13 protein-coding genes and 2 pseudogenes are annotated in these 18,031 nt (G+C 51.4%); 1 reads left to right on the forward strand and 14 read right to left on the reverse strand.

Annotation, left to right across the window (positions count from 1 at the left end):
- Window positions 1-103 precede the first annotated feature (103 nt).
- The 8 genes and pseudogenes from JWR98_RS19075 to JWR98_RS19110 form a co-directional block, all read right to left on the reverse strand.
- Window positions 104-264, reverse strand: a pseudogene (locus tag JWR98_RS19075) (DUF3077 domain-containing protein); the annotation flags it as partial.
- Window positions 265-729: a DUF2442 domain-containing protein gene (locus tag JWR98_RS19080; RefSeq protein ID WP_078731126.1), complete on the reverse strand. Its 465-nt coding sequence runs from the start codon at window positions 727-729 to the stop codon at window positions 265-267. It lies immediately after the preceding pseudogene.
- Entirely contained in the window at window positions 717-947 is a 231-nt protein-coding gene (locus JWR98_RS19085) for a DUF4160 domain-containing protein (protein ID WP_078731127.1), read from the reverse strand. The genes JWR98_RS19080 and JWR98_RS19085 overlap by 13 nt, the downstream gene beginning before the upstream one ends.
- A gap of 354 nt (window positions 948-1,301) precedes the next feature.
- Window positions 1,302-1,586: a DUF3077 domain-containing protein gene (locus JWR98_RS19090; protein WP_205490897.1), complete on the reverse strand. Its 285-nt coding sequence runs from the start codon at window positions 1,584-1,586 to the stop codon at window positions 1,302-1,304.
- A gap of 304 nt (window positions 1,587-1,890) precedes the next feature.
- A complete protein-coding gene (locus JWR98_RS19095) occupies window positions 1,891-2,214 on the reverse strand; it encodes a DUF2388 domain-containing protein (RefSeq protein WP_205490898.1) in 324 nt (107 codons plus the stop codon).
- An 81-nt stretch (window positions 2,215-2,295) separates the two neighbouring features.
- Window positions 2,296-3,036 (reverse strand): hypothetical protein, encoded by a 741-nt coding sequence (locus tag JWR98_RS19100; protein ID WP_205490900.1) that lies wholly within the window; start codon window positions 3,034-3,036, stop codon window positions 2,296-2,298.
- 114 nt (window positions 3,037-3,150) lie between these two features.
- Complete coding sequence (locus JWR98_RS19105; RefSeq protein ID WP_205490902.1) at window positions 3,151-4,308, reverse strand: ATP-binding protein; 1,158 nt, start codon at window positions 4,306-4,308, stop codon at window positions 3,151-3,153.
- Between the two features lie 408 nt (window positions 4,309-4,716).
- The gene (locus JWR98_RS19110) at window positions 4,717-6,411 is read right to left on the reverse strand and encodes a GmrSD restriction endonuclease domain-containing protein (protein WP_341869770.1); all 1,695 of its coding nucleotides are present in this window, start codon (window positions 6,409-6,411) and stop codon (window positions 4,717-4,719) included.
- A gap of 579 nt (window positions 6,412-6,990) precedes the next feature.
- On the opposite strand from JWR98_RS19110, the gene JWR98_RS19115 reads away from it, so the two are divergent.
- Window positions 6,991-7,980, forward strand: a complete 990-nt coding sequence (locus JWR98_RS19115) for a hypothetical protein (protein ID WP_205490904.1) — start codon at window positions 6,991-6,993, stop codon at window positions 7,978-7,980.
- 321 nt (window positions 7,981-8,301) lie between these two features.
- On the opposite strand, the gene JWR98_RS19120 is transcribed toward JWR98_RS19115, so the two are convergent.
- The 6 genes and pseudogenes from JWR98_RS19120 to JWR98_RS19140 all read right to left on the reverse strand — a co-directional run bounded on the left by JWR98_RS19120 (window position 8,302) and on the right by JWR98_RS19140 (window position 17,762).
- A complete protein-coding gene (locus tag JWR98_RS19120; protein ID WP_205490906.1) occupies window positions 8,302-8,997 on the reverse strand; it encodes a hypothetical protein in 696 nt (231 codons plus the stop codon).
- A gap of 1,064 nt (window positions 8,998-10,061) precedes the next feature.
- Window positions 10,062-11,018: an HNH endonuclease family protein gene (locus tag JWR98_RS19125; protein ID WP_205490909.1), complete on the reverse strand. Its 957-nt coding sequence runs from the start codon at window positions 11,016-11,018 to the stop codon at window positions 10,062-10,064.
- A complete protein-coding gene (locus JWR98_RS19130) occupies window positions 11,005-13,227 on the reverse strand; it encodes a retron system putative HNH endonuclease (RefSeq protein WP_205490912.1) in 2,223 nt (740 codons plus the stop codon). The genes JWR98_RS19125 and JWR98_RS19130 overlap by 14 nt, the downstream gene beginning before the upstream one ends.
- 473 nt (window positions 13,228-13,700) lie before the next feature.
- Complete coding sequence (locus tag JWR98_RS19135; protein WP_205490915.1) at window positions 13,701-16,349, reverse strand: AAA family ATPase; 2,649 nt, start codon at window positions 16,347-16,349, stop codon at window positions 13,701-13,703.
- A 161-nt stretch (window positions 16,350-16,510) separates the two neighbouring features.
- Window positions 16,511-16,785 (reverse strand): annotated as a pseudogene (locus JWR98_RS29540) (hypothetical protein).
- Complete coding sequence (locus JWR98_RS19140) at window positions 16,782-17,762, reverse strand: integrase domain-containing protein (protein WP_205490918.1); 981 nt, start codon at window positions 17,760-17,762, stop codon at window positions 16,782-16,784. The pseudogene JWR98_RS29540 and the gene JWR98_RS19140 overlap by 4 nt, the downstream one beginning before the upstream one ends.
- Window positions 17,763-18,031: the final 269 nt, after the last annotated feature.

Raw genomic sequence — 18,031 nt, forward strand, 5'->3', positions numbered from 1 at the left:
TACAAAGAATGGGACTGCTGCGAAGTGCAACGGGAGCAAGCTCCCTCGCCACAGGCTCAAACTATTCCCCGAAACGTATAGATACCCATGCCGCGATAGCGCCCGCCCAGGCATAACGGTCCGTCTCCCTTGTCATCGCTGCATCTTCAGCGAGCAGCTTGGCAACGTGGAGCAGGTTGGAAATAGGGTGCAGACTTCATGCAGGAACACACCGCTATTGACGCGCAACAGATATTGGCCGGAGTGGAAGAAAGGAGAAGGGCCTCACGCGCGCTTCAGTTGGGATCCTTCCTGCAAACGGTCCCAACCCAGGCAAGCCAAGGCCAGCGTACGGGGCACGGCTTCGCGGCCGTTGCTGTAGCGGGTAATGCTGCGTGTGCCGACGCCCAATGCCTCGGCGGCCTGCGACAGGTTGAGCCCGGTACGTGCACGCCAACCGATAAAGATGCGCGTGTTTTCGTCCGGGGCAGCCTGAGCCAAGGCATCCAGGTACAGCGTGTCGGCGCCGATTTGGATGTCCAGTTCCGGCCATTCCACGGTCCAGCCGTCGTCGCCCACGGCTGCGCCTTGGAACGCTTTTGGCGCTTGCAAGGGTTTGAGCCCAGGGTAGGTGGCCACATCGTTGCTCATATCCAGCAAAAACTGTTGGCCGTCAATAAATGTCAGCTCCAGCATATAGCCGGGACGCGCCTGCACAGCCCGCAGGCGAGGGCGTTTCATGGATGCCATTTATGCCATTCCTCCAGTAATTCGTCTTGGTGCGCTCGCACCCAAGCCAAAGCCTCTTTCAGCACCACCGCTGGCGCTCGCCCCAGCATCGCCTCAATTGTTTCAAGGCTTATCAAGACATCGACGCCGCCGCCCGTCAAGTGCACGTGGGGCGGCAGGTGGTCCTTTTCCCGCAGCTCTATGCGGTACTTGTCGCGAAATCGGTATTTGGTAGACATGCTCAAAACATATCGCCAATTTGGCGATACTTCAAGTTGTCCGAGTTGGTCATGGGCGTCCCCCGCTTGCAACTGTGTTGTTGAGCCCGTGGGGTCGGATTTTTGGGAAGGCGTAGGGAGGGGAAGGGGAGAAAAGTGACTGTCAAAAAATGAAACGGGAAGAATTTTGGACGCAAGGCCGGTTTTCGCAACGTTAGGAAGTCAATAAAAACGGGAGACCCTGAGGGATTCCGTGGAAATCGAGCCGTAACGACCATGGGCATCCCACCCGAGCCGCCCCTGCGTAGCAGCTGTCGAGCCCTGGCGAGGCTGCGTCGGCGGTGTATCAGACCCCCCCCCCCGACGCAGCCCTTCTTATTGCCCGCTGTTACCAGGCGACTCCAACACCTTCACCACATCATCAATCACCGCCTTGCTCATCTCCTGCAAATAATGCGACGCCCAGGCATAACGGTCCGTCTCCTTCGTCATCGCCGCATCTTCTGCGAGCAGCTTGGCGACGTGGAGCAGGTCGGAAACATGGTGCAAGGCTTCGTGCAGGGAAACACCGCTGTTAACGCGGAACAGAGGTTGGTCGGAGTGAAAGGAGAAGGGGGTGACGCCGAGGGTGGTTAAGGTAGATGGATTTGGAGCGGTCATCGGTAAAACTCCCATATCGAGTGAGAGCTACCACATTCGTAATCAAGGCGAATGGGCGGCGTAGTTAGCGCCTGCATCAAGTCGGGTTCTCAGGCCCGGTCGCCGAGTTTGCAGCGACGGAGGAAGGTTAGCGTGGTGGGGCGGAAGGAGCAATCGGGAAAATAGAACGGTTGGTCAGGGCGAGGGTAAGCTTGAGGCGACTGGTTGTTTTATGGGGGCGCAATAATTATTGTTCATCCATAATTTTTCATAAAGATTGGGGTATTGGCGAGCGAAAATCACTGTGCCGATTCGAAGGTCGCTTTCAAAATGATGTCGCTATCGCCTGGGCCAGTTGCATGTCTGACATGCGGGGGGAGGGATACGCCGACTGGTAGTACCTGGACGCCTGCTCAAACTGAGCGCCGCGAATCTCGCCATTTGAGCCGATAAACGCAAGCGCATCATCCTTGGCGGGCTTGAGTTTTTTTGTGACGGCTAGAGAAATGCCCGTCGTTGCAACAAGGACGAGAGTGGGAGCCAAAGTTATCATCATCATTGAGTTTTGATACGAGCCCCTATCTTCCGCAACGGTATGAGCGCTGATTGATACCATGACGGCGATTGCCAGAGTCTTCCATGAACCCATGCTTTGATGCTTCCATTGTTGTCTGAGGGTGCAACCCTATCAGAGCAGGGGATTGCCAGAAACAAGAAGCCCGGCGCCAGACTAAGGCCATGCCACGATTTTCATTGACGAATCATTCTTTTGTGATCGTTTCAACTGAGCCTCCGCGTCTGCGCGGGAAACATAGCAAATCAATCCGGCGTCCTGCTTCGATGAAGCATCGGTTTTTGGCTTCATCTGATAGATGAACGCGTTCTGCATTTTAAGTGTTTGGGAATACTCGAAGTCACCCCATACACCTGGCTGGGATTGCTTCACCTTTTCCACATAGTTGTTCAATCGTGTCTGAAATGCCGCTCCAGTCCTGTCGGCATCATTAATCTCAACCACTGGACTGCAGGTAGATCCTCTTTCCTCTCCGACAGTCAGATAGGCATAGCAATAATTTGAAGTGCTCTCGGGTTTGACTGGTGCGGCGATCATTTGCTGCGCGGCTAATGGAGTAGCCATTGCTGAGGTAGTTCTTGCAGGTGCGACAGTGCCAGGTGAGGGCGAAGCGGGTAGCCTCTCGGGTTCTGAGCCGTCAGCAAGTATTGGCGCAACGATCATCACGCCAACGTAACCGGCCACCCCGGCAACCGCCAGCCCCGTGTCACCCGTCGCCGCCCCGCCCACCAACATGCCCATCGCGGCCATCTCACTCAAGCCCCCATCTGAAGAGCAGCCACTTATGCTTGAAAAGCACGAAGTTATAACCAAATAGCGGGCTGACTTCGAGATGTGTGCAAACATTAAAAATCCCCTGGACGATTGGCAGGGCGCAATCGTATATACGTCCATCATGGCAATTCGCCTTTGTTTTGTACACGACCTGAGATTTTCAATGGTTTTTGGAGAAAAAACGGGGGTCAGACCACGATTCTCCGATTATCGAGGAAAGGTGTTTTATGCGTGCTCCTAACTCCCCTCAATCAACTCCCGCTCCTCCAACCAAATCTCCTGAACAAACTGATCCGTAATCGCATAAATCCCATGTCCGCGCCGCATGATGATGTTCTCTGCCACTAACGCAATCACCACCGGCTGAATCTCTTCAACTCGCACCTCGCGACCTACCGTCTTGGAATATTCCGCCGCCGCATCAGTAGAGAAAATCCCCCGAGCATCACCCTCCGTAGCCGCGATCTTGTTGAAAATCGCCTGAGCCAGGCTGCCCAACTGTTCGACTTTTTCCAGCTCAATACTTGCCGCTGCCGAACGCAAAGTACTGGCAATCACGGGAAGGAAAAGATCAGGATCACCGTCCTGTTGCAAGAGTTGGCGCAGCGCCTTAAGCATTTCCTCTGGTCGATTCCGCAAGGTGTTGAAGGCTTCGGTAGCGGCTTGGAGAGAGGGGAGCTTTTCCTTCTTCACCGTCATTGCCAGTCGATTGAGCAGGAATTCAACGTAGTCACCCTTCAGCAGGGGATACGCGGCCGATGTCGCGCCGGAAAATGCCTGGTTGCGTTTAGCGGTCAGCTCACTCACTTGCGCTCTGTGTGAGCCAGTGCCGATAAAGAGGAAGTAGCCCGGTGTATTGGGGCGTGGATTGATTGCGTCACGAGCAGCCTTGAGTGCAAGGAGCAGCTGATTGCCGTCATCCGAGGAAATAGCGTGTTGCACTTCGTCGATGATCAACACGAGATCGGTCTTCGCTTGGTCGACGACTTCTGTGAATGCCTGCGCGAGTGTTGGGCCGTTGGCGTTGCCGATGCTGTCGAGTTTGAATCCGAATTTGAATCCGGCTGCGCCGACTTCAATGTTGCTGACGCGCTTGAGCGTTTCCAGGACGGACGAGCCCGGCGTTTGCAGTTCTGTCAGGGTTTTGTAGATGGCGTTGTGCACGAGGGTCGCAGGGTTGGTCAGCGTGTTGCTCCAGAGGTCGACGTATATCACCAAGGCGCCTGCTGCTTCCAAGGCTGGGATGAGGTCGTTTCTCAGAAATGTCGTTTTGCCCGTGCGGCGCAGGCCGGACAGAAACAGACCCGAGCGCAGACCTTCATCCAATACGCCTGGATTGAGAAGCTGGTTTGCCATCGATTCGGCCAGTTCAGGGCGCTGAAATATGCGGCTCATGCAATTATCCCTTTTTATGGATACGCCATAATTATTGCCAGGACATAATTTAGCGTAAAAGATGAAATCTGGAATTTTGGGGCGAAAAGAGGTGATTCAGCAGGAGGCGAGGTGGGGCGGGAAGGGGTTGATCGAGGATGAATATCCCAGAACAAAGCCCCTGCATTTCTGCAGGGGGCTTTGTTTTGTATGGTGCGGCACCAGACGAACGGTATGTTTCGGCGAGGCTAGGTTTTCCGGGCTTCTGGAGTTCGCTGGAAAATTCGGCGTACCCCAACTAGTAACTATAAATAAATCAGCTAGTTATGGCGCTTAGTGGAATCGAACTGGGGCTCCACTGGCGAGTACCAAATATTCACATTCAGCCTGACCTAGGGCCTGCTAGCGCGTCCTAGGGTGAGCACCGCCTCATAGCTCAGTCATCAACGCTTCAATTATTTTGTCGTGTCTTAACTGAATCGCGTCCTTCCCCCAAATCTGCATGTTGGTGACGAACGTGGCTATTTCTCGCTGCTGTGCGTTGTGTGTGTAGGTAGCCAGCTTTCTGGAAAATACGATATTGCCCACGGCACAGTTATGGGATTTGGAAAGCAGTAGGTAATTGCCGAGGCAGTTCAGATATTCAGAGGTGAACGTTTCATCGTATTCATCGTATCCGTGGGGCATGCCTGTGGGTTCACTCCTAGGTGCAATGTGCTCGAGTTCTGGGCTCTGGATGGTGTCAAAACGCTTTGGCATGTAGCCCCGCTGGCCGCGACGCTCTAGGTGAATCTCATATTTCCAGAGCAGGTGCTTGGCTGTTGCATGGTTGATTTCCCCCTGCAGCGCCTCTTCCAATTTCTCGGTATTCCAATAGGCCCACCAGGATTGATCCGTGTTTTTCAACCAATCGATGTGCTCAAGTATCGGGGTGATACTACTGTCTTTAGTGGTGAAGGCTTCATAAACTCCGTTGATTCGAGCGGTAATGTCGGCACGCGTACCAATCAGTCGATGGCGCACGATCAAACCTTCAAAAGCGCTGCACAGTGCACCAATGTCAGTGATCGGCAAAGCGTAGCGATAGGCCTTGATGATAAACGGCAGAGTGATCGCAATCCCACTGAGCGTCACCAACGAATGGATCTGGAAATGTTCCTTCTCGTGCTTGCCAAAAAAATCGGACAGGTGGAGGAAACTAGCAGACAACGATCGGGTGAAAGACTGAATGAACTCGATGGGTTCCTTGCCAGCGAGCATTTTCCCTATTTTTTCTAGAGTATTGCTTTCCCATAGAGAATTGAAGTCAACCCGAAGGGTGTATAGCAATACATCATCCTCGTTGATTCGGTATTCAATGGAGGAGATGGATCTGTAGATGTTCTCGAACCGCCCTTTGATTTCGGCGATTAACTGCGCCTTATGATCGTCGTCATGACCATGCAAGTGCACGGTATACATAAACTGCGCCTTGACGACTTCAAGGTTCGAGGGGCGTTTACCGCGGTTGTTCTGAAAGATGAACATCTGAATCGCTTCTGATTCATCTCGCACCGGGTGTGTGGTGCAAACCGCCTGGCAGACGATTGCTAACATTTCGGTCAAATAATCTTCCGATTTATCTCGAAGTTGCACCTTGAAGTAGTCGAATGCCCGAACGATTCGCTGGGCGGATGCGGTTTCAAGGCCATTGTGATCGGTTTTGGATTGGTCAATTACGTAGTCGATGAACAATTGATTGTCATAGTCGACGGTGCTGAAGCGGATTTCGCTGCGCCGCCTTATCAAGTCTTCGAAGCAAATGTGCTCAGGGTCGGTCAACTCACGAAGGGATTTGAGCCGGGCGAACAGCGCTGCCAGAAACAAGGTAAGGGTAGTCAGACGCTGCTGGCCGTCGATCACCCGAAAGAGGTGTCCGGCTTCCTCAAACAGAAAATGCCCGAAGTAGTAAGGGCTTCGGGTATTGCTGGCTCGGTACTCTTCCAGATCTGAAAGGAAGACGTCAGTCTGCGTGCTGCGGCTACTGGTATCGGTCGGTGTCTCCCAGGAATAGGCACGCTGGTAGGCGGGCACCACGATACGGTTGTTGGACATCATTTTCTGGATGGTTGTTGAAGGTTCCACGGGGTAATGTCCTTATAGATTGAGGGGGATGGCGGCAATGAGCCATATCATCCCTGAATCGCTACTTTTTAACACCGCTTGTTTACAATCCCGCGAGCGAGCTCGGCTCTAGGAATAGGTGGCCGATTTGTTTTTTGCTGACATAGGAGGTTGGAGCAGCCTGCAATCTTATCCAGAGGGCAAACGGATTCGCGTCGTAGAAAAACGGGGTCAGACCACGATTTCCGTATTAAACTGAAAACGTGGTTTAACCCCTATTTCTCTACTGCCGATTTTCATAGTTAGATGAAGGGGGGGATAGTGTTGCTCAGTATCGCGCAAGTGAACCGTTTTTATAAGAGGGTTCGAACTCTTGGTTGTGGAGTTTTTATGTTGGGGTGGATAATTTTAGTGCAAGGAATTGAGTTGTATTGTTAGGGTGTATCGTTGGTCGAGCGAGCTTCAGAAGTGGAGTATGTTGATGGTGTTAGATGCTTGCGAAAGTCAAGGTTAAAATGTTTTTACCTCCGTGGTTAGCTGATATAATATTTTGTCTGGTAAATTTATTTATAGCGCTATCTATAATCTTGAGTGAACGGGATGATTCAAAAAGACACTAAAGTACTAGTTGTGGTTGGTGCGGTATTGGGAGGTGTTATTTGCGTGTTTTCATCGCTAATAGTGCTGGCATTCTTTCCGTTCGTGGAATCGATATTTCCTCCAAAGACCTATGACTTTATTAAGGATATTTTAGGCCCGGTTGCCGCAGGCTTCGGTGGTGCTATAGCGGGTGTGCTGACATCTCACAATATACAAACGAAGGCGGAGGAAAAAAAGGCTGAGGCGCAGGCTCTTGAGGATAAGCAAAAGTTAAATATTAAAAAAGCTAGTGATTACAATAAAGGTGTTGGCATTCTTATCGCCAAATATCGGGATATTGCCAATATAAAAATGCAAGTAGTTGGACCTTGCGCCAGGGATGAGTTGAGGTTTTTAACTATGCCGATATCTCAAAGAATGCCACTCAATGAAAGTAAAGCTACTGACTATCTTGATGAGCTGCTGATTGAAGAGTCTATGGGAAGTATTCTTTCTAGGCTGATGGTGGTTGAGCAGAAATATGTTGCAACAATGTCGGGAGTGTTGGAGCGAAACGATCTAATTTTGCCTTACCGTGCTGAGTTTGATGCGGCCATACCCAGAACTCATCATAGAATGCGAGCAGGGTTAAGCGATGTGGTTTTAATCCATGGTTGTACAAGACTTCTTAGGCTTTACTCATCCAGTGAAAGTCTCATCGCTAATATCGACGAGACGCTGAGTGCTTTTGATGAAATTCTCTCGAAACTTCGGTCTGATGTTTTGTTTCGCATAAAACTTAAGGATGTAAATATCGTTGATTTTAGCAACGATCGACGGGCTATGACACCAACGCCAGTGCCGTACTATAAAACTGTGGATGAGCTGGCCAATGCCATTGGTATAGATGACTCAAAGTCACTTGCTATGAGGAGTTGGAGGGTGTTTCGCGGTGATTATAGTTTCTCGTATGTGCACTGTTCGGTGTCTCTGGATGAGTCAGAACCCTAAAGTTATTCTTTGTCTCAGCCATTTTTCGTCTGCGTCGGTCTGTACTTTTCATTTCAGTATCAATAGCCCGCGCGACGCGTTTGGGGTTAGGAAAAACGGGGTCAGACCACAATTTCCGTTATTGAATTGAAAGCGTGATTTGACCCCTATTCCTCAAATAGATTTTACTCCGTGATGCCTACGAGTGAGTTGCGGAAGCCCCAGCCTTCTCGCATTGCGAAATGAATGAAATGCAAGTATTGGCCGCATGCCGATGCCGTTGAGCTGTCCGTCTTCAAGGCAATCACGCCGCGCAAAGCGCGGCTGATTGAAGTGATGCATTTACTGAGGTGAAGGCTTTTCGGTGTCGCTGATAGAGTCAAGTCTTAACGCCACACCATAATACTCGCCGTTCAACGCCCAGGTTAGTACCTGTACATCACCTACTTTCAGTTGGTCGTCCGCATTCGCTCTGGCGGTCGTGCTTGCTGAACCGTTCGGGGGATTTGGTTTGTCAGTGTGGGTGAGATAGGCCCTGGATCGAACGTTGTCTGGGACTGCCGCATCAAGGATCACAGGATCGACTACCAACTCAAGACCCAATGACACGGTAATGGACCCGGTAGTCTTCGTATTGCCAGATACCGTCACGACGGGTACGGCAGTCTCTTGAAATCCACCAATGACGCTTGGCTCCTTGTCCGCTGTGGAGATATTTGGCCTTCTCAGCACTTGAAAGCTGCCGCCACCCGCCACAACTCCAATCGCCTTATCAATGTCTACTGGAGTGTCGGTGTGGTGCACAACACGATTGTCTGCGGTTACGACTGGTGGCTTATCGAATTTGACGAGCACCGCGTCATAAGTAAGCCAGTACTTTCCATCGATAATCCGATTCTCAGGAGGCTGTCCAGGCCGCTGGATGGTCAAGTGCTTGATACCAATTGGATATGGTGCTGTTGCTGGCTGAGCTGCGGTAACTGAATTGCAAGCCATTAAGACCAAAGCCGCCAGCGAACAATTTAGGGTACTTTTCATAGCTGACTCTTGTAGGTTATAGAGGCAATATGATATCGCTAAAACGCCACTCACTTCAGCTCCATGCGAATTGCATGCATGGCGCTCTCGTTATAACGATTTTTAGCATCCCGTTCAGGCTGCCCTAAATGGTGGCGCGCTTCATCGAGCTCCTCCAGTTGCTGCGCAGCTCCCCGGCCTCGGACAGTAAAAACGGGGTCAGCCCCCTATTTCCTTCAAGGGGGGTAGCGGGTGGTAGGTTGGGAGGGCGCGGGGCCGGAGGTCATCAGCTGTTTTGGTTGGCTGTATCGGGTTCTACGTCATACCCATAACGGTTCGTAGTATGCGCATTTTAGTCTTGGACACTTGGTAGGGGTGATTAGCTTGAATCCATTATCGAAAGTTGAGGCTCGCGAGGCTGAAGAAAATGCTTGAAGAGATTAACTGGACGACGGTGGGTGTATCGCTCGCTTCTGGCTTGGCAGGGGCGAGTGGCCCTATGTTGCTTTGGATCAATGTCTGCGTCTGAGGCCGCGCAAATCGTTCGCTTTTACCGGTTGGCGGATAGCGTTCGTGCGGATGTTTCAGATGGTGGGGTTCTGGCCATCGGGGTCGACCAATCATGAGGTCTAGGGGGAGACCGCGGGAGTTTTTGAGTCGGCAATTGAGATCGGCATCCGGCTCACAACGCCGCCCTTGTCTCGGTGGCTGTGCCTGAAGAAGTGGGTGAAAAAATGAAGTGTGGACGGAATGTGGACATTTTGAGGAAAACGGCCCGTCAAGTCTCCGGGGTTTTCTAAACCCCAGAAACCACAAAGCCCCGCATTGCGGGGCTTTGAGATATGGTGCCTGCACCAGACGAACGGTAGTGGTCGGCGAGGCTAGGTTTTCTGCAGGTCTGGAATTCGCTGGAAAATTCGTCGTCCCCCAACCGGTAACTATAAATAAATCAGCTAGTTATGGCTTTCTGTGGAGTCGAATCCGGGATTTATAAGGTATCAGCACGTTGTCGACCTGCACGTAAGTCATTCAGACGTATCTATGAAACCAGCTGGGATTCAAACTGGTGAGACGAACAATTTAATCTAGGGCTGCTCCTCAACAAGGATTTCCTCTAGACGCCGCTGGTAGTGATCCTCCAGCCAACGCGCCGCCTCTTCGAACCAAGCCTTGGTCATCTCTGAATAGCATTCAGTCGCAGCACTCTTGCCTTCTAAATCACTCAATTTTCCTATCGCTCTCTGAATGCTGCGAGACCTGTCTGCGCCTGTCTCTGACATCGCTGCTTCAATATCATCCTGAATATATCGAAGCATTACCCTGAGGTTTAGCAAGTGCTTCGTTCGCTGCTGCACCAGTCCCTGTCGGTTTAGGGCGAGGGCCACGATGGTCTCAGCGCCGTACATATCCGCTGTATTATTATTGTTGGTCGGTAAAACTAGGGCAGGGCATTGATCTGGAGTGACAGAAAAGTCAAAGAGCCATTGCAAGTGCTGAGTTGGATCACGTCGAGTAGGGTCTATTAGCAGAGCATCCTCAGCATTAAGGCAGTCACCGAGCTTAACTGCTCGAACCTTATTGATAGCGAATGAGTTTTTCTTGCCAATTGACTTATTTTTTATGGCATTGATTGCTTTCAGTGCCATGCCTGGTACAAAGAGCTTATGACGTCGTCTTCGGTTACAGTCAATGCAACTATATAGAAGATTCGTCCACTCGCTCGCTAGCCACCAGTAGCCAACATGAGTTGGATCTTCCTGAACTCCCCCTTTAGGACGGTAGTGTTCAATATCAGCTGGGCCGGTGGCAATAAATTCTGATTCACAATAGGCGCACTTTTCATGAAAAAGCTCCTTTAATGCATCCACAACATCGTCGCCCTTGTATGCAGCGAACTTAAATTTTTTTCTCGGCTTTTCGCCGTCAGCTAAAGGGGGAGCACTAAAGTAGGTTAATGCTAGCGGACGCTCATTAGCTCCTGCACCTGTAGCCGATGTCAATGAAGTAGGTGCAGTTACGGTCGTTCTGTCAACCTTGCGCATTGGTCTTCCTTGCACGAAGAGCCCTAAGTACGTCTTCCACCGCATCGCGACGCAATTCATTACGTTTTGCTGCATCCACGGTTCCGCGCTCGATTAAATACTCTCTATAAGCTTCGGAAACAATCTGCTGTCCAGGCGTATCGCCGATAACCGTAAGGGTTGCTGTAGATATTGATAGCTCGTCCAATCGGGCCTGCCTGTCAGGCGTTAGAGTTGCTCCAGACGAAAGCAAAGCATATTCCTCTAACTCCGCCTCAACGACAGGATCCGATGTGCTGACAAGTCCGAAATAGTCCGAAGTAAGCAGTTGCTCGGCGCGTAGCGACGAAAGCTTGGGCAACCCCTCAAGAGTCTGAATCACCTTGTCTTCATCGCGAAACAATACCTTTACTTCGCCATCACGCATGCCTCGAAGGCATAGGGGGTCATGAGTGGTCGCTATAAACTGAACTTGCGGCATTGCACTGCGTAAAGCATTGATCACCTGCATCTTCCATCGAGGATGAAGATGTGTCTCAACTTCATCAATAAGAACTACGCCTCGAGCGAACTCAAGATTTCCCCAAACGCTCACCATCTCACGCATTATATCGACGGCCATGGCGAATAACGATTTATACCCATCACTCAGCCGATCAATTGGAGTCATGCGTTGATGAGCGGTCACATATATACGTCCCTCTTCATCCCGATGAATTTCGTCATCAGGCTGAAGCAACAGTATATCCCTCATAGCTCTCGCGACTGCGTTGAAGGTTTTCTCATCCTGCCTTTGCAGCCACCGCTCAGGGTGGGAAATTGTGGCGGAGGGCTCAAACAGAGTACGCAGACCAAAATGAGTTGCCGACTGCTTTCTTTTATCATCGAAGTAACGCCTTGCACCATAACCTAGAACTACACCTGACGGTTCGTCACTGCCATCGAACCAAGGGCCGGCGCAAGGGATTACCAACGTCACAATATCGCCTGATGTGAACTCGACTTTGACGACCGCATCTTTCGTTCGCGTGTGCTTCCAGCCTTCGATTTCCCGTGCAATGAAGTCTTCAGCGTTGATCTTCAACATATCTCTGAGTTCTTCGCCCATAAGACATAGTGCGATTGCCTGCAGCACGCTGCTTTTTCCTACGGAGTTTTCTCCGATTAGCATTGCACATCCTTGACCCTTTTCGCCTTCAGAAATTTGAAACTTGAGATCCAGTCTCTGAATATCTTTAAAGTCAGAGATCTCCACTCTGCAGATCATTGAGACAGCACTAGATCCGCGAATATCTTTGAATGCGCCCGCCGTCTTTAAAGATGGAAGTACAGGTTCTTCTCTTTCATGTATAACCTGCACTATTCCTGTAGCTGAAATGCTCTTTTCTTCCAGAGCATCTAAAACTCTAGTTTCTCCAAACAACCGCGTGTCTCGCCACAACTCCTGAGCTAAGAAGCTATTAAAGGCTGGTGATCGACGCCCTTCTGCTCTCATATATTTACTGTAGGTTTGATACAAGAAAATCCGTGCCGCTCCCGAGTAAGCCGAGGCGTCATCAAGCTCTTTCATCAGAGTATCTGCTATGTACTTTCCACCTTGCCGCAATACCTCCAAAAGTTCCGCACAGTGCTCAAATTTTTCTCTTCTGGCGGCGACGAGATTTTCTCGGTTCAGGTTCAGAACATCGATAGTCGCTTTTCCCCGCTTAGTCCTGCCGAAGGCAACCCCTTTCAGGTCAAAACGAAGATGACGCTCCGGCGTATCCAAGCAAGGGTCCAGCAGCAGTGCCGTTTCACTCCGACAAGCCTCGATCCAAGACGAAAGAACCGGAGCGCGAGGGCCATCTACAGGGAAAAGATTTCGCTTAGCCCGGTTACAGGAGAGGCATGACAGAAAATGGTTGCTCCACTCATAAAGAAACCAGCCATAGTGATCTGCATTTTGCTTGTCGCCCTTTAAATTACTTGCCGCGGCTTTCGGCCTAAAGTGATCTATTTCACTTCCCGAGCCTCGGATGTCCGACTCGCAGTAAGCACACTTTCCATGAAAAAGCTCTTCAAGTGCCTCTTTTACTTGAGGCCTAGGAAGTTCCTCAAACGGTGCACGTCTAGTCGCTCGATACTCCGGATCGGAGCTATAGAACTTTGCCAAAAAACTTTGAGCATTTGCTGCTTGAGGGCTGCGGAGCCATTCAGGATAGCTAACATTTGATCTATTAACTTTTAACAATGAACCCTTCTCCAGCTAATCTAGACGGCCTTTCGTTCGAGCTTACAGTTTCTATAGACTTTGTCGGGAAGCCTATCAGAGGTAGCATGCCCTAGTTGAACCGTATGACGTTAAATTTGTAATGCATGCTCAAGGTTCTGTGCCAGGCGAGAGTGTCCGGCTTTGAGCAGCTCTATGAAAGTTTCGGTACGCGTGTTATCTCTCGAATTGATTCGGTCCTTCCAAACGCTACCCAGCCATGTGGACAAACTGACAATGATGACGGCCGTGCAAAGATTTAAAAATACTTCAACCATGTGGCGCGCTGCTCTCTAGCGAAAAGCGAATTGAAAAAAGTTGCATGCCTCAGGCTTGCTCCGGTCCAAACGCCATGTCGTGGAGGCGCTTGATTCGCCGCCTCCATAGTTAGTTAGCGCATAACGCATCTTGTGTCCTAAAGCCCGCCACCTTATGTTGGCGAGCTTTTTCCATATCTACGGAGCGGTTGCGGTAGGCGTGGGGAGCGTATATGTAGGCAACCCTGATTTACGGCTTTGGCTCGTACTCTTGCTGCGGCGTTCAATTTGGTCGCGCCAAGTTTCAAGAGCTATGATGTCAGCCAGCAATTCATCTGGCTCTGGCACAGCGACTCCTCCTACTATGGCCTTATCGTGTGCGTAATTTGAGCATTTGCTCATCCCAGAATTTACTTGTGCATAGTCGTTATCATCAACAATCACTTCTGACAATCGCTGGGTTTCGATGCCTTTACGAAAGCGTAGAACTACTCGGCGTAGCAGTACTTCCTCAACCGCGCGCTCCCAAGCCATCCGCAGGAAAAAATACGCTTCACCTGTCTGTTTACGGTGCGCATCTTCCTCGCCGTCTTTATGCAGCCTTGCGATGGTTTGCTGCTGAACCTTGAGCGCTCCGATGCGTTTCGTTGTGTTTTTCCCTTCGAACGGTAGCTCTGGATTGGCAACCCCGAAGCCTTCGACACGCCTGGATAGGCTTTGTGTGAGTACGTTGACCCCTGCGGACTCAGCCTCCTCAGCCAGGACGCAAAGGAAGTAGATGTCATGGGTGAACACGATCACTTGGCGCCGAGCAGCTTCATCTACGAGTCGCGCAGCCACCCGCTCACGACGTCGGTGATCTAAGGACGATACTGGGTCGTCGAAAATAATACCGCCAGTGCTATCGCTAAGCCCCACTTCAGCTAAAAATGAAGCTAATGCAACAGCTCGTTGTTCACCTTCGCTCAATAGGTCTCGGGGACTTCGGCTTTGCGGTAATTCCAGCTTTAGCTTATGCAAGACCTTACCTTTCCCAGAGCGGCTTTGCAGAGCGACACGAAGTCCTCCAACCCCTAGCGCCTTGAACTCAGCATTAAGTGCATCCGCAAGCCCCTTTGAAATGATGCTTTCTGCCAACTCAGAGGACTTCAAGGAAATTGCGTTCGTCCTGAGCGCAGGCAAGCACTTTGTCAGTTTTGCCTGATGATTCAGCCGTGAGACAGCCGTAATGACAGCATCTTTGACTTGGCTCAGTTTTACTCTTGCATCAAGCTCATCCAGCTGCTTCTGCAATTTTGCTCGAGCCTGTTCATCAGATGCTTTATCCAGATTTACAGCCTCGGCATTTAGCTTGTCTGCGAGGGCCTGTAGCCTTTGGGCTGGATTGACCAATGCTTGCTCGGCCCCTTCCCAAATTTGTGTAGTCACCGCTGTCTTGATGGTTTCTCGGCGAGCTGTCAGAACTTGCTCGAAGGCAGCTGAATCCACCGCAAGTTGAGAGTCAAGTGATTGAATTTCGCTGAGTGTAGCGTCGTCCAGACCGAGAGTCAGATCATGTGTACTTAGCGGTTTATACTGGGCAACCAATTCAGCGCGTCGAGCCTGAGAGGTTTTCTCTGCCTCTTGTTGAATGAAGGCTTCAAAGCGAGCCAAGCGATTAGCCCCCTCCATGAGCGGCTGCTGACACAGGGGACAGGACGCATCGCTTCCCAATGCAGGAAAGGTTTCATCCGGGTGGGACTCAGAGGAAAATTTGCGTGCGGCTTCGAATAGCTCGCGCCAAGCTTCGCCTCCTGTTCCTGGCAGTAAACCGTCTTGTTCCTTGAACTGATTTGCAGCCAGCTCCGCAGCTGCTTTGGCGGTTAGGTAGGCGCTCGACAGACTGCGCAGCTTGGTAACGATTGCTTGATCCACCAACGTTGCCTTGTGGGTAGCATTCGTTGCAATGCCGCCAACTCGGCGCGCGAGTAACCTCAGTTGGTTAGCTTTTTCCTTGGGATTGTTTTCTTTTAGGCTGTTGCATAAATCTGCGTGCAGGCTCAGTTCTTCAGGGGACAACGTGGCCAGTGCTTCAATCTGGGCAGGAGTAGTCTTGGCAGACAGCGTTGTGATTAATCTTCCGACAATCGTGTCACCGTGCAACGGAACAAACGCAGTCAGGTCAACTGCGTATTGTTTCTGCTCCGCCTCAATTGCGCTCTTCAATTGCTGATGGACACTTGCCAGTCGTTCAAAAACATCGAGTCCCTGAGGTACGTACGAAAAGTCGTCTTCATTTACAAGATAAGCATTGGCGCAGCGTGAGTCGAAAATGGAGAGAGCAGATAGCTCTACGGGTGCAGCTCCGTCATTAACCCAGCGTACGTCTTGTACCGTACCGTTAACACCGATTTCAAAGATGGCTTCAGCCGAAGCAGCTTTGTTCACGGGTCGGTTGGCGTTGGGATAAATTACTTCAGCTTGATCACGCGCACGGCATGCGCGCTTGAGCACACGGGAGTAGCCCGATTTGCCCGAGCCATTACCGCCGTAAATAACGGTCAAGCCGGAAGGTGCGAAAGACAGGTTCTGGTTTTCGGCAATGGCATTAACATTTAGTAAGTTCTTCATTGCCCGCAATTCGACATGCATCGATGGCTTTATCGGAGCGGGGATCTGATCGGATGCAAGCGGGCTTGGCGTGCGGCCTTTCGGGTCTGGAATACCATGAGCAGTCTTGAGCAAGGCTACTAAGTCACCCAAATCCTCTGCAGTTAGAGTCTGTTTTGCTAACAGTCGTGCAACGCAATCGCTTTGCCAGGTAGGTAGTCCCTGGGTCCAGCTCAGTATTTCCTGCAATATCGACATGGAAACTCCTTTTTCTCTGGGGACGCGTGTTCGGATTTTTTGGAGGTCGATGTCAATTTGCCATGCGCCGTGGGATTGAGGAAGCGTTTCGATAAGTCGCCACTAAAACTCAAGACCCTTTGGGTCTGGTCGTCCTAATCTGGTCAGTTGAGGACTTCTGCTTAACCCTCGAACCGCCAGGGTTTTCCTAAGCGAAGAGTGAGAAAATGTATGGTCTGCAGATAGTAATAGCGCGTCGATTCCGCGTACGAGTTCACGTGGTGGTTTAGAAACCATGCGAGATGCTTTCGCTGCCATGCCCATGGATTATCTTTGTGCCAACGATTAAAGATCGCTACTTGAATCGCTTTCGCTTGGCGAAGGTGACGCTGGCGTGTGGAGTACGACCCGGTCAGACCCCCCCCAGGAACAGCTCCATATCGAATTGCTTGTTCATATTCGACCCCCGATGTAAGCCGACACCACGTCGATACGACCGTGCCCCAGCTCATAGCTGATTTGTGCTCGGGCCACTCGATCGAGGTGTCGGTCGAGCTGGTAGCAATGGCCACCGTTAATGGGTGCAGGATGCTGGGTGATTTGCTCATAGCGTTCGCACGCATAGGCTGCCCGCAATTCGTGGAAGCCTTTGAGGTTGTGCGTATGGAGGATATCTCGGGCGGGGCCGGCGATTCCCTGCAAGAAATCGAGGTAGCGTTCGTTCGGTGCAAGCAGGTTGCGGCTACCGTCGGGCGAGGCCTTTTCAGCAAACTTCAGTGCGTCACGAATATGATCGTCTACCGTAAGCCAACGAGGTGCTGACGCGCCTGAACGGCCACCTTTGGTGCCGTCCTGGATGTTGATCTTGCCGAATTGCTTGGCTTCACGTTTTAGACGGGGTAGGTCCGCCAAAACGGCCTCGCGTAAGCGCATGCCGGCGGCTCGCGCCAACTGAGCGATGGCCGACGTGCGCGGCATTTGGTATTCGCAGAGCACGTCGACGATCCGCTTCACGTGTTCGCGGTCTTGGCCTTGCGGCACCGAGTGACGAACACTGGTGCGCCGCATTCCCAACGCCTTGCTCGGACTCACGACCTTCACATACTGATCACCGCGAAGCGCCGCCATGGTCCGGTTCACGCTAGACAATCGGTTTTGCGCGGTGACGATGGCGAGCTCACCTTGTTCAACTTGCTGACGTAGATGTCCGGCGTAGTCCGACAAGGTCTGTCGATCAATCTGCCGCGCATCGTTAAACCCGGGCCCATTCTCCGACCGACACCAGCGCACAAACGCCTGCCAGCGATCACTGTGCGCTTTGACCGTCCCGTAATGCCCAGCGCCAAACAGATCTTTCAGCGCTTGCGGCCCCGCATAACTCAGTTGCCGTCCATAGCCAAAATTGCGCCCATCCCGTCTACCGACCAATGCCATGATCGACCTCCTCTCGAAGCCAAAACTTTTAAAACCTTCCCCACGTCATCCCGCCAAGAATGTTGAGTGTTATCAGGGATCAAGGTCCCTGCGACCTGTGAGGGTTGTCCACTAACGCGGGACTGACGGCTCCTTACGACCGGGAGCTTGGGCATTTCATGATCTGGCCTCCTGAACACTTCCGAGGAAGTGGGCGGGTGGAGGCTGCATTGGCTGACGAGACCGACGCCGCGAGATCCTGAGTCGGGTGAAGGCAGTGATGCGATGAC

Origin of the sequence: Pseudomonas lactucae, from assembly GCF_016937615.1 — a bacterium.
Lineage (GTDB): Bacteria > Pseudomonadota > Gammaproteobacteria > Pseudomonadales > Pseudomonadaceae > Aquipseudomonas > Aquipseudomonas lactucae.